General features: G+C 69.7%; 10 protein-coding genes. 5 read left to right on the top strand and 5 right to left on the bottom strand.

The window, feature by feature from the left end; translation table 11 throughout:
* Positions 1–3 precede the first annotated feature (3 nt).
* Positions 4–504 carry a 2-C-methyl-D-erythritol 2,4-cyclodiphosphate synthase gene (ispF, locus tag PFX98_RS16230; RefSeq protein WP_285231522.1) on the bottom strand — a complete coding sequence of 167 codons (501 nt, stop codon included), beginning with the start codon at positions 502–504 and terminating at the stop codon, positions 4–6.
* Between the two features lie 97 nt (positions 505–601).
* Here ispF and PFX98_RS16225 point away from each other — a divergent pair, with 97 nt between their 5' ends.
* Positions 602–2,821 carry a patatin-like phospholipase family protein gene (locus PFX98_RS16225; protein WP_285231521.1) on the top strand — a complete coding sequence of 740 codons (2,220 nt, stop codon included), beginning with the start codon at positions 602–604 and terminating at the stop codon, positions 2,819–2,821.
* Positions 2,822–2,844: 23 nt separating this feature from the next.
* Here the strand turns inward: PFX98_RS16225 and PFX98_RS16220 are convergent, their stop codons facing one another.
* Complete coding sequence (locus PFX98_RS16220) at positions 2,845–3,576, bottom strand: helix-turn-helix domain-containing protein (protein ID WP_285231520.1); 732 nt, start codon at positions 3,574–3,576, stop codon at positions 2,845–2,847.
* A 141-nt stretch (positions 3,577–3,717) separates the two neighbouring features.
* On the opposite strand from PFX98_RS16220, the gene PFX98_RS16215 reads away from it, so the two are divergent.
* A complete protein-coding gene (locus PFX98_RS16215; protein WP_285231519.1) occupies positions 3,718–4,281 on the top strand; it encodes an outer membrane beta-barrel protein in 564 nt (187 codons plus the stop codon).
* A gap of 95 nt (positions 4,282–4,376) precedes the next feature.
* Here PFX98_RS16215 and ispD read toward each other — a convergent pair whose 3' ends face one another.
* From ispD to scpC, 3 genes are read right to left on the bottom strand one after another with little or no spacing between them, the layout of a single operon-like run.
* The gene (ispD, locus tag PFX98_RS16210; protein ID WP_285231518.1) at positions 4,377–5,099 is read right to left on the bottom strand and encodes a 2-C-methyl-D-erythritol 4-phosphate cytidylyltransferase; all 723 of its coding nucleotides are present in this window, start codon (positions 5,097–5,099) and stop codon (positions 4,377–4,379) included.
* 10 nt (positions 5,100–5,109) lie between these two features.
* Positions 5,110–6,069 carry a bestrophin family protein gene (locus PFX98_RS16205; RefSeq protein ID WP_285231517.1) on the bottom strand — a complete coding sequence of 320 codons (960 nt, stop codon included), beginning with the start codon at positions 6,067–6,069 and terminating at the stop codon, positions 5,110–5,112.
* Positions 6,066–7,586 carry a succinyl-CoA:acetate CoA-transferase ScpC gene (gene scpC / locus PFX98_RS16200; protein ID WP_285231516.1) on the bottom strand — a complete coding sequence of 507 codons (1,521 nt, stop codon included), beginning with the start codon at positions 7,584–7,586 and terminating at the stop codon, positions 6,066–6,068. The genes PFX98_RS16205 and scpC overlap by 4 nt, the downstream gene beginning before the upstream one ends.
* Before the next feature lie 110 nt (positions 7,587–7,696).
* Here scpC and PFX98_RS16195 point away from each other — a divergent pair, with 110 nt between their 5' ends.
* The 3 genes from PFX98_RS16195 to PFX98_RS16185 are packed head-to-tail and all read left to right on the top strand — an operon-like array spanning position 7,697 to position 11,823.
* On the top strand, positions 7,697–8,188 hold the full coding sequence (locus PFX98_RS16195; RefSeq protein WP_285231515.1) for a cache domain-containing protein: 492 nt from the start codon (positions 7,697–7,699) through the stop codon (positions 8,186–8,188).
* 1 nt (position 8,189) lies between these two features.
* Positions 8,190–10,736 carry an ATP-binding protein gene (locus PFX98_RS16190; protein ID WP_285231514.1) on the top strand — a complete coding sequence of 849 codons (2,547 nt, stop codon included), beginning with the start codon at positions 8,190–8,192 and terminating at the stop codon, positions 10,734–10,736.
* A 31-nt stretch (positions 10,737–10,767) separates the two neighbouring features.
* Complete coding sequence (locus tag PFX98_RS16185) at positions 10,768–11,823, top strand: RNA methyltransferase (protein WP_285231513.1); 1,056 nt, start codon at positions 10,768–10,770, stop codon at positions 11,821–11,823.
* Positions 11,824–11,834: the final 11 nt, after the last annotated feature.

The following is an 11,834-nucleotide window of genomic DNA, read 5'->3' as shown; positions in this document are numbered from 1 at the left end:
GACTCAGCCGGCGCTCAGCAGGCAGACCGCGCGCGCCTCGATCGCCCGGCCCTCGCCCACCGGCCCCATCTTCTCGGCCGTCTTGGCCTTCACATTGACTTGCGCCAGCTGGATGCCCAGCACCTCGGCCAGGCGCGCGCGCATGGCCGGGATATGCGGCGCCATCTTGGGCGCCTGGGCCACGATGGTGGCATCCAGATTGACGATCAGCCAACCCTCGGCGCGCACGCGCCGGTAGGCCTCGGCCAGCAAGACCATCGAGTCCGCGCCCTTGAACTCGGCCGCGGTGTCGGGAAAGAGCTTGCCGATATCGCCCAGCGCGGCCGCACCCAGCAGGGCATCGGTGATGGCATGGGCCAGCGCATCGGCATCCGAGTGGCCCAGCAGGCCGTGGCTGTGCGGGATCGTCACGCCGCCCAGAATCAGGGGGCGATCGGTCACCAGGGCATGGGTATCCCAGCCTTCGCCAATGCGCAATGGAGCTGGTGTCGGAGGCAATGTCATGGGGCGCGTTCAGCCTGCTTGCAAAGGCACTGAGCTTATCGCACTCAACAAGGCCGCCAGACTGCGCTATGGTGGCGGCCGCGACGCCCTGCCCTCCATGACCTTACGCCCACGCCACCTTCCCCTGCTGCTCCTGACCCTGCTGCTGGCCGCGCCGCTGCGTGCCGAACCGCCCGGACCCCCCGAGGCGCTTGAGCGGCCGGAGCGCCCCAGGATCGGCCTGGTGCTCTCGGGCGGCGGCGCCCGCGGGCTGGCGCATATCGGCGTACTCAAGGTGCTGGAGGAGCTGCGCGTGCCGGTGGACCTGGTGGTGGGCACCAGCATGGGCGCGGTGGTGGGCGGCGCCTATGCCTCCGGGCGCAGCACCGCCGAGTTGCAGGACTTCGTGCTGCGCAGCGACTGGGACGCCATCCTGGCCGACCGCCCGCCGCGGCAAGACCTGACCCTGCGCCGCCGCATCGAGGACCAGCTGCTGCCCTCGCGCCTGGAACTGGGCCTGAGCCGGGCCAGCGGCGCCAGCCTGCCACCCGCCGCGGCCGGCAACAGCGCGCTCGAGTTCACGCTCGAAAGCCTGGTGCCCGACGAGATCGCCGAGCAGCCGATCAGCCAGCTGCGCCTGCCCTTTCGCGCCATCGCCACCGATCTGCTGAATGGCGAGCTGATCGAGATGGTGGACACACCGCTGTTCCTGGCGATGCGCGCCTCGATGGCGGTGCCCGGCGTGTTCGCGCCGGTGCGCGTAAACGGCCGGCCGGTGGTGGACGGCGGCCTGGTGCGCAATCTGGGCGTCGACATCGCGCGCAAGATGGGGGCCGAGCTGATCATCGCGGTGAACGTGGGTTCGCCGCTGCTGGAGGCGCGCGAGATCACCAGCGCGGTGGGCGTGGCCAACCAGATGCTGCAGATCCTCACCAACCAGAACGTCGAGCGCTCGCTGCGCCAGCTGCAGCCCCAGGACGTGCTGATCGACCCCGACCTGGGCAATCTCAGCTTCATGGACTTCACGCGCCAGGCCGAGGCGCTGGACGCCGGCCAGCGCGCCGCCATGGCGGCGCACGAACGCCTGCGCGCGCTGGCGCTGGGCCCCGAGGCCTATGCGGCGCTGGAACGGCTGCGCCGCAGCGCCCCCGGCAACCTCGCCAAGGCCCTGCCGCTGGCCAGCCTCAGCATCGCGGGCGCGCAGCGCAGCAACCCCGAGGCCTTGCGCAATGAGCTGGACCTCAAAGCCGGCCAGCCGATCAGCCAGGCCGAGATCAACAAGGCCGCCGCCCAGCTCTATGGCAGCGGCGACTTCGAGCGCGTCGACAGCCAGGTGCAGGACCGCGACGGCCAGCGCCATGTCACCCTGCATGTGGCCGAGGCCGACTGGGCGCGCAGCCGCCTGCGTCTGGGGCTGGAGCTCTACAGCAATTTCGCCGACGCGAATCGCTTCTCGCTGGTGGCCATGCATGTGGCCACCTGGCTGAACGCCTGGGGCGCCGAGCTGCGCAGCACCGGCCGCATCGGCGCCGAGCGCGGCCTGGGCACGCAGCTGATGCAGCCGCTGGGCCCCGGCTCGCCCTGGCATCTCAGCGGCACGCTGGCCTACCAGGCCGGCGGCAGCGACCTGTTCGACAACGGCCGCCGCGCCCTGCGCCTGGCCTCCAGCTCGGGCAGCGCCAGCCTGGCGCTGGGTCGCAATCTGGGCAACTGGGGCGAGGTCGAGCTGGGCGTGGCGCGCACGCGCAGCTCGGTGCATGTGGAAATCCCGGCCGACCCGGCCCTGCCCGAGTCCACCGCCACCTTCCAGCAGCAGTTCGCGCAGATCAGCGTGGACACACTGGATTCGCTCGGCTTCCCCAGCCGCGGCGTGCTGCTGAACGCGCAATGGCAGCGTTACCGGCGCGCCGAGCAGCAGGCCCATCAATTCGGTGCCCTGGGCCTGGCGGCCTTCCGCGCCGGGCTGTGGGCGGGCCATCTGTATGGCGAGTGGAGCCACACCGACCTGGGCAGCACCAGCCCGCTGGGCGGCTTCCTGCGCCTCTCGGGCACGGCCGATCAATCGCTCAGCGGCCGCAGCAGCGCGCTCGCGCGCGTGGTGATGGCGCGCCGCATCGGCCATATGCCGATCGGCCTGGGCGGCGCGGTGCGCGCCGGTTTCTCGATGGAGCTGGGCGGCGTGAGCCCGGAGCGCACGCTGCCGCGCCTGGGCGAGCTGAAGCTCGCCGGCAGCGGCTTCCTGGCGGTGGACACGCGCTTCGGCCCCTTCTACCTGGCCGCCGGCGGCACCAAGGGCGGCGGCGCATCGCTCTACCTCTACCTCGGCCCGATCTGGTAGCCGCGGCGGCCGTGCCGCGACACTCAGCGCCGCATCGCGGTGAAGGCAGCGAACTCCCAGGAGCGCAGCCCCACCAGCAGGGTGAAGCCATCGCGCGCCTCGGGCTGCAGGCGCTGGTCGTCCTGGTGCAAGCGTGCCAGCTCGGCGGCCAGCTGGTGGATCTTCTGCACCAGGCCCTTGGCGCTGGGGGCTGAGAGCCGGCCGTGCACGCACAGCAGGGTCTCGCCGGCGCCGTCGAAGCGGCCGGCGAAATAGTCGTCCACCACATGGCTGCGGAAGAACTGCTGCACCGGCCCGTCGGGCTGCCAGCGGAACGCCAGCGACACGCGCAGCCGGTAGCGGTTGAGCGGCTTGAGCTCGATCAGCGAGAGTCGGTCCAGCTTCACCAGGCAGGCGATCAGCTGCGGCTCGCTGAGCCGGTAGGTCTCCAGCATCTGCGCCACGCTCCAATGGCCCAGGCAACAGATCGCCACCAGCAGCAGATGCGGGTCCTGCACCAGCGAACGCTCCTGCGCCAGCGTGAGGGTATCGGCCTGCGGTACCGCATCAGCGGCCTGGCGCAGCACATCCTCCAGCGCCACGCCCACCGCCTTGCAGACCTGGGCCAGCCGGCTCAGGCTCATATCGCCCTGCGAGAACACCCTCTTGATGCTGGACTCGCTCATCCCCAGGCGCTGCGCCAGGGTCTTGTAGGTCACGCCGGCGGCGCGCATCTCGGCCTTCAGCACCTGCATCAACATTTCCGGACCGCTCATCGCTGCTCACCCCTGGTGTGTTGGTATCGAATCCTAGTACCGCCGGGGGCATAAGGCGGTTCGTCACAGCGCCCGCTGGCCGGATCGGCCGGCAGCGGCAACACTGCGCCCCTGTTGGCCCATGGCGGCCAGGGAGCACAGATGAGCGGACGACTGCAAACCCACCTGACCATGCTGCTGGCGATCGTCGCGGCCTGCTTCATGACGAGCCGCGCCGAGGCCGATGTGCTGGTGGGCCCTTATGCGGGCGCGAATGCGGGCCTCTACAGCCGTTACGAGCTGAGCTGCGACCAGGCGCTGGCCTGCGACCGCAGCGCCAAGCTCAGCGGCAAGGTCTACGGCGGCTATGCCTTCGGCCAGTTCGGCTTCGAGGCCATGGCCTTCCAGGTCGGCGCGGCCCAGGGCCAGGCCGGCACCCTGCGCAGCTCGGGCGTGGCCCTGCTGGGCGTGCTGCCGCTCAACAGCGGCGACTTCAGCTTCAAGGGCAAGCTGGGTCTCGCCTATGCGCGCGGCACGGCGCAGCACGATGGCACCAGCAGCAGCCAGTCCAGCGTGCAGCCGGTGCTGGGCACCAGCTTTGCCTATGCGATCAGCAAGTCCGTGTCGCTCAACGCCGACTGGGACCAGCTGCGCGCCAAGACCGGCAGCGAAGGCCCGCGCACCCGCGTCAATATGTTCTCGCTGGGTCTCAGCGTGCACTTCTAAGGAGGAGAAAACCGGGGCCCGGGATCGACAGCGAAGTGCCGGCGGGCCAGGTCAATTTCAAGCGGCGGTACAGCCGCTTTTTTTTCGGCCGCTAGTCAGCCGCGGCTGCGCAGCAGGCGCTCGGCCAGCGCGAAGTCCGCCGGCCAAGTGACCTTGAAGTTCTCCAGGCTGCTGGCCACCAGCAGGGGCCGATGGCCCAGGGCCTCGATGGCGCTGGCCTCGTCGGTGACGGCCGCGCCGGCCGACTCGGCATGGGCCAGCGCCGGCTGCAGCAGGCCAAGGCGGAACATCTGCGGCGTCTGCGCCGCCCATTTGCCCTGCCGGTCCACCGTGGCGGCCACGCGCCCGCCCTGCTCCGCCTTCAGGGTATCGGCCAGCGGCAGGGCCAGCAGGCCGCCCACCTCGTCGCCCGCGCAGGCGGCCATCAGCTGCTCGACCCAGGCCGGCTGCAGCAAGCAGCGCGCGGCGTCGTGCACCAGCACCCAGTCGTGCGGCTGGGCGCCGCGCGCCTGCAGCTCGCGCAGGCCGGCGGCCACCGTGTCGGCGCGCGTGGCGCCACCGCAGCGCGCCACCCAGGCAGTCTCGCCCTCGAACTCGGGCAGCAGGCTCTCGAACTGATCGTCCTCGGGCGACAACACCACCAGGGTGGCGGCAAGACCTGGCACCCGGCGCAGCGCGGCCAGGGTGTGGGCCATCATGGGCCGGCCGGCCAAGCTGACGTATTGCTTGGGGCCGGCGGCGCCGGATCGGGCACCGACGCCCGCCGCCGGCACCAGGGCATAGCAGCGTGGCTGCAGGCCTGTTGCGTAATTGCTCATGCGGCGATTCTCACATCAGGCAATAGTCCACCGGCTGCAGCGGCGGCGGCGTGTCGCGCTCGCCCAGGGCCTGGCGCAGGTCGATCTCGATGCCGCGGCAGATCGCGTCCAGCGGCAGGTCGTTGGGCAGCAGGCCGAAGGGCTCCTCGATCTCGTCGCCCAGCGCGTCCAGGCCGAAGAAGGTGTAGGCCACGATGCCCACCACGAAGGGCGTCATGAAGCCGATGCTGTCCACCAAGCCGAAGGGCAGCAGAAAGCAGTAGAGGTAGGCGGTGCGGTGCAGCAGCAGGGTGTAGGAGAAGGGCAGCGGCGAGCTCTTGATGCGCTCGCAGGACGCGGCGGCGGCGCTGATGGCCGAGAGCGTGGCGTCGAGGGCGGCGGCGCGCACCGAGTCCAGCTGGCCGGCCCGGCGGCAACGCCGCAGGTCTTCGCCCGCCTCCAGCAGCAGGGCCGCGGCCGGATTGGCGAGGCCCGCGACGCGGTGCGCCTCCTCGGGCCGCAGCAGCGCCGCCACCTCGCCCTGCACATCGCGCGTGCCGCGCAGCTGGTGCTTGAGCGCCTGCGCCACCGCGATCATGCGGTACAGCAGGCGCACGCGCACATCGCCGAGATCGCCGCGCGGCGGCGGCGCATCTGGCGCCGGGCCATCGGGCAGGTCGATCAGGCTCAGCGTCTGTCGCGCCAGGTTGCGGCTGCGCAGCAGCAGCTCGCCCCAGAGCTTGCGCGCCTCCCAGTAGCGGTCGTAGGCGGCGTTGTTGCGAAAGCCCAGAAAGATCGCCAGCGGCAGGCCGATGAGGGTGAAGGGAATGGTGGTGAGCGTGATCTTGTGGCTGAACAGATCACCATGCGACCAGGTCACCGCCACGGCGACCAGCACGTTCACCAACAGCACCCAGCGGATCTGCTTGAGGATGGAGCCCCGCACCACCAGGAACAGGCGCAGGCCCGAGGGGCGGTCGCGAACAATCACGGCAGCATGCGCCCTTCGCGCAGATAGCGGCTGTGCCAGGCGAGGGCCTCGTCGAGCAGATGCGGGGTGTGCTGACCGCCACCGCCCTGCCGGGCCCGTTCGAAATAGTCCAGCAGCGCGGGCCGGTAGTCGGGGTGGGCGCAGCGCTCGATGACGACGCGCGCGCGCTCCTTGGGCGAGAGCCCGCGCAGATCGGCCAGGCCCTGCTCGGTGACGATGATTTGCACATCGTGCTCGGTATGGTCCACATGCGAGACCATCGGCACGATGCAGGAGATCGCCCCGCCCTTGGCGGTGGACGGCGTCATGAAGATCGACATATAGGCGTTGCGCGCAAAGTCGCCCGAGCCGCCGATGCCGTTCATGATGCTGCTGCCCATCACATGGGTGGAGTTGACGTTGCCGTAGATGTCGGCCTCGATCATCGAGTTCATCGCGATCAGGCCGAGGCGCCGTATCACCTCAGGGTGGTTGCTGATCTCCTGCGGCCGCAGCACGATGCGCTCGCTGAAGAAATCGATCTCGCGCTCGAACAACTCGGCCGCCGCCGGGCTCAGCGAGAGCGCGGTGGCCGAGGCGCGCGCCAGCTTGCCGGACTGCAGCATCGCCAGCATGCCGTCCTGCAACACTTCGGTATAGGCGGTCAGGTGCTCGAACGGCCCCTCGTTGAGGCCGGCCAGCACGGCGTTCGCGACATTGCCCACGCCCGACTGCAGCGGCAGCAGATCGGACGTGAGCCGGCCCAGCTTGATCTCCTGCTGGAAGAACTCGATCAGGTGCGCGGCGATCGCGCGCGAGTTGGCGTCCGGCTCGGCATAGACCGAGTTGCGATCCGGCTGGCGCGTTTCCACCACCGCGATCACCTTGCTGAGATCGCAATGCAGATAGGGCTCGCCGATGCGGTCGGACACGCGCGTGAGCGGGATGGGCACGCGCCGCGGCGGCAGCTCGGTGCCGTAGTAGATGTCGTGCATGCCGGCCAGGCCCAGGCTCTGCAGCGAGTTGACCTCGAGAATGATCTTGTCGGCCTGGTCCAGCCAGGTCTTGTTGTTGCCCACCGAGGTGGAGGGAATCAGGCGGCCATCGGGCAGCACGCCCGCCACCTCGATCACCGCCACGTCCAGCTTGCCCAGAAAGCCGAACCAGACATACTGGGCCACATGGCTCAGGTGGATGTCGGTGTACTCCATCTCGCCGGCATTGATCTGCTTGCGGCTGGTGGGGTCGGACTGGTAGGGCAGGCGCATCTGCACGCCATGCACGCGCGCCAGCGCGCCGTCGAGCTCGGGCGCGGTGGAGGCGCCGGTCCACAGGCCGATGCGGAAGGGCTCGCCGGCGTCCGCCGCGCGCTCGATGCGTGCCGCCAACGCCTGCGGCACGGCCTTGGGATAGCCGGCACCGGTGAAGCCGCTCATGCCCACATTGGCCCCCGAGGGGATCAGCGCGGCGGCGGCCTCGGCGGACATCAGGCGTCCACGTAACTGACTGTTTTGCACACGGTGATCGGATAGCATCATGGGGTGGCCAGGCTGGCGAGTCGCGAAGCCTGCAAGCTTAGCCGGAACTAGGGTTAACACCAGGAAAAGAGTCCGCCATTCGCCCAATCGCCACGCCACAGGTGAACGCCATGCCGAAACTGCCGATGTGCGCCCTCGCCCTGGCCGTGCTGGCGGCCGGCGCGAACGCGCAGCCGCCGGGTGCCAGCAGCGAGGAGGATGCGCTGGCGCTGCTGCGCCAGGCGCAGGCCTACTTGAAGGCCAACGGCCTGGACAAGGCCACCGCCGAGTTCAACCGCCTCGACAGCCCCTTCAACAGCCGGAGCGCCATCAACCCGCATGGCGATCTCTACCTCTACAGCGTCGCGCCCGACGGTTTCCAGGCGGTGCATGGCAAGAATCCCAAGATCCGCGGCAAGGTGATGATCGAGATGCGCGACGCCGATGGCTTCTACCTGATCCGCGAATTCGTGCGCCTGTGCTTCCACACCAAGGAGGGCAAGGGCTGGGTGCTATACAAATGGCCGCATCCCATCACCAAGCAGGTGGAGCCCAAGCGCGGCTATGTGGAACGGGTGCCCGAGCTGCCCGAGCTGTGCCTGGGCACCGGCATCTATCGCTAGCATGCCGACCCTGACGCCCCTGCTGAAATCGCTGAACGAGGGTTCACGCGGCGCGCGCCTGGTGCTGCTGCTGTTCGCCGCGCTGATGATGGCGGCGATCGTGGCGCAGACCTGGCTGGCGATCCGCCAGGACCAGGCCATGACGCTGCAGGCCGAGCGCGAGCATGGCCTCACCGCGGTGCGCCTGCTGGAGGAGCATGCCAAGCAGATCCTCACCGACGCCGACGGCAATATCAACTCGCTGATGCGCGCCATCGAGCTGGAGCGGCGCGAGCAGCCCGCCAGCGACGCGCTGATACGTTCGGTGCTGACGCGCGCCCAGCCCTTCAACCGCATCCTCACCTCCTTCCAGTTCGTCAACACCCAGGGCGCGGCCGCGGTCAGCACGACCGACTACCCGGCCTACCAGACCGACGCCGACGACCGCGGCTACATTGGCTACCTGCTCAAGCACCCGCTGCAATCGGCGCCGGTGCTAGGCCGCCCCTTCCCGCGCTACTACGACGGCGAGCTGATCCTGCCGCTGGCGCGCAACTACGCCAGCGCGGACGGCGAGTACCACGGCGTGCTGAGCACCGACATCAGCGTGGCCTATTTCAGCAAGTTCTACCGCCACATCGCCGAAGACAGCCACGCCCTCGTCTCGCTGCTGTCGCACGAGGGCTTTCTGATCGTGCGCACCCCGCACAAGGACAGTTATGTGGGTCTGGACGTCTCGGCCTCGCCCACCTTCGCGCGGCTGCGCGGCGCCGCCGAGGAGGGCATGTTCGAGGGCAGCAACTTCCTCGACGAGGAGGGCCTCACGCCGCGCCTGTACTTCTACAAGAAGGTGGAGGGCTATCCGCTCACCGCCATCTATGCGCGTGCGATGGATGAGGTGCTGGCGGGCTGGCATATCCGCAGCCGCGACCGCATCGCCTTCGGCGCCGCCATGCTGCTGTTCGTGGGCCTGCTGAGCTTCTTCCTGCTGCGCCATATCCGCCGGCTCGAAAGCTCGCGCATCTCGCTCAAGCAGAGCCAGGCCAAGTTCGCCAACATCTTCCAGCATTCGCCCGTGCCGCTGGCGCTGGTGCGGCTGGCCGACGATTGCTTCGTCGAGGCCAACGAGGCCTTTCTGACGCTGTTCGCCTACCGGGCCGAGGACTTCATCGGCCGCACGCCGCTGCAGCTGGGCATCTGGGCCGACTATGCGGACCGCCAGCCCTATCTGGAGCTGCTGGACCGCGATGGCCGCCTCAGCGAGTACGAGGTGACCCTGGTGAACCAGCGTGGCGAATTCATGCGCTGCGTGGTCTCGGCCCAGGTGTTCGAGTCCGACGAGGGCCGCATCCTGATCTTCTCGCCGGTGGACGTGACCCAGCAGCGCGCCGCCGAGGGTCGGCTGCGCCAGCTGGAGCTGCAGCTGCGCGAGGCGCAGAAGATGGAGGCCATCGGCACGCTGGCCGGCGGCATCGCGCACGATTTCAACAACATCCTCGCGGCCATCCTGGGCAATGTGGGCATGGCGCGCCAGGACGTGCCCAAGAGCCATCCGGTGCGCGGCTTCCTGGACGAGATCAACAAGGCGGCGGTGCGCGCGCGCGGCCTGGTGCAGCAAATCCTCGCCTTCAGCCGGCGCCAGCCGCACCAGATGCTGGCCCAGCCCTTGCGCCCCATCGTGGCGGAGACCCTCAGCCTGCTGCGCGCCACGCTGCCCGCCCGCGTGGCCCTGGACGCCCAGCTCAGCGACGAGCCCCTGTTGGTCGCGGCCGATGCCACCCAGCTGCAACAGGTGCTGATGAATCTCTGCACCAACGGCTGGCACGCGCTGGTGGGGAGCACCGGACGCCTCACGGTCGGCTGCGCGCGCCTGCACCTGGGTGGCAACGCCGATGCGCGCCTGTCCCAGCTGCCGCGCGGCGACTACGCCCATCTGTGGGTGGCCGACACCGGCGTCGGCATGTCGGAGGAACTGCAGGCGCGTATCTTCGAGCCCTTCTTCACCACCAAGCCGGTGGGCCAGGGCACCGGCCTGGGTCTGGCGGTGGTGCATGGCATCGTGGCCGCGCACCAGGGTGCCATCACGGTGGACAGCCAGCTCGGCCAGGGCACCACCTTCCACATCCTGCTGCCCCTGGTGGACGAGGTGGCCGCCGATTACGAGGCCCCCAGCTCCCAGGCCGCGGTGCTGGATGGCGGCGGCCAGGAGCATGTGCTCTATCTCGATGACGACGAGGTGATGCTGCTGATGGTGGAGCGCCTGCTCAAGCGCGCCGGCTACCGCGTCAGCTGCTGCCAGCAGGCAGGCGAGGCGCTCACCCTGCTGGCCGACCAGGCGCAGGGCGTGGACCTCTTCATCACCGACTTCAACATGCCCGAGATGTCCGGCCTGGAGGTGGCCGAGCTGGTGGCCGAGTTGCGCCCGGGCCTGCCGGTGCTGATCAGCTCGGGCTTCATCACCGACGAGCTGCTGGCCGGGGCCCAGCGCGTCGGCGCGCGCGCGGTGCTGCAAAAGCAGAACACGCTGGAAGAGCTGCCCGGCCTGATCCGGCGCACCCTGCAGGGCTAAGAGCGTGTTCACGCTCTAAACTTCGCCCCCCATGCAAATCAGCAGCTTCCGCCAGCGCCTGCGCGCGCTGGGCGCCAACCCCCAACACGAGCAGCGCGTGCTGCGCGACTGGCTGCTGGGCCGCGGCCATGAGGCTGGGCGCCGCAAGCTGGAGGACTTTCTGCCGCTGCGCCTGCGCGAGGCCCTGCCCGCCCTGGATGCCGAGCTGCAGGGCCTGGCAAGGCTGGTCTCCAGCCACCCGGGCGAGGACGGTTCGGCGCGCCTGCTGGTGGGCCTGGCCGACGGCCAGACGGTGGAAAGCGTGCTGCTGCCGCGCGAGGGCCTGTGCGTCTCCAGCCAGGTGGGTTGCGCGGTGGGCTGCCAGTTCTGCATGACCGGGCGCGACGGCCTGCTGCGCCAGCTCACGAGCGGCGAGATGCTGGCCCAGCTGGTGCTGGCGCGCACGCAGCGGCCGGTCAAGAAGTTGGTGTTCATGGGCATGGGCGAGCCCTCGCACAACCTCGACAACGTGCTGGAGGCCATCGAGCTGATGGGCACGCTGGGCAATATCGGCCACAAGAACCTGGTGTTCTCCACGGTGGGCGACCCGCGCGCCTTCGAGCGCTTGCCGCAAGGCGTGGTCAAACCCGCGCTGGCGCTCTCGCTGCATACCAGCAAGGCGGCACTGCGCGAGCGCCTGCTGCCGCGCGCGCCGCGCCTCACGCCCGAGGAGCTGGTGGCGGCCGGCGAGCACTATGCGCGCAGCAGCGGCTACCCGATCCAGTACCAATGGACCCTGCTGGAGGGCATCAACGATGGCCCCGACGAGCTCGATGGCATCGTGCGCCTGCTCAAGGGCAAGTACGGCATCCTCAACATGATTCCCTACAACAGCGTGCCCGAGCTGCCGTTCCAGCGCCCCAGCTGGGAGCGGGCGCGCGCCATCGCGGCTGAGCTGCACCAGCGCGGCGTGCTCACCAAGCTGCGCGACTCGGCCGGTCAGGACGTGGATGGCGGCTGCGGGCAGCTGCGCGCCAGGGCGCTGCAAGGCGAGGCGCAGCCGGTGCGGCTGGCGCCGCGGGCGCGCGGCGACGCCGCGCGGCGGTGAATTAGTTCACG

The organism is Paucibacter sediminis, assembly GCF_030254645.1.
GTDB lineage: Bacteria > Pseudomonadota > Gammaproteobacteria > Burkholderiales > Burkholderiaceae_C > Paucibacter_B > Paucibacter_B sediminis.
Note: the sequence above shows the minus strand (reverse complement) of the source record. Positions and strands in the feature narration are given on the sequence as shown.

Excerpts from the sequence above, each read along its gene's own strand:
- ispF (WP_285231522.1), bottom strand. The coding sequence starts at position 504 with ATGACATTGCCTCCGACACCAGCTCCATTGCGCATTGGCGAAGGCTGG.
- PFX98_RS16225 (WP_285231521.1), top strand. The coding sequence starts at position 602 with ATGACCTTACGCCCACGCCACCTTCCCCTGCTGCTCCTGACCCTGCTG.
- PFX98_RS16220 (WP_285231520.1), bottom strand. The coding sequence starts at position 3,576 with ATGAGCGGTCCGGAAATGTTGATGCAGGTGCTGAAGGCCGAGATGCGC.
- PFX98_RS16215 (WP_285231519.1), top strand. The coding sequence starts at position 3,718 with ATGAGCGGACGACTGCAAACCCACCTGACCATGCTGCTGGCGATCGTC.
- ispD (WP_285231518.1), bottom strand. The coding sequence starts at position 5,099 with ATGAGCAATTACGCAACAGGCCTGCAGCCACGCTGCTATGCCCTGGTG.
- scpC (WP_285231516.1), bottom strand. The coding sequence starts at position 7,586 with ATGATGCTATCCGATCACCGTGTGCAAAACAGTCAGTTACGTGGACGC.
- PFX98_RS16195 (WP_285231515.1), top strand. The coding sequence starts at position 7,697 with ATGCCGAAACTGCCGATGTGCGCCCTCGCCCTGGCCGTGCTGGCGGCC.
- PFX98_RS16190 (WP_285231514.1), top strand. The coding sequence starts at position 8,190 with ATGCCGACCCTGACGCCCCTGCTGAAATCGCTGAACGAGGGTTCACGC.
- PFX98_RS16185 (WP_285231513.1), top strand. The coding sequence starts at position 10,768 with ATGCAAATCAGCAGCTTCCGCCAGCGCCTGCGCGCGCTGGGCGCCAAC.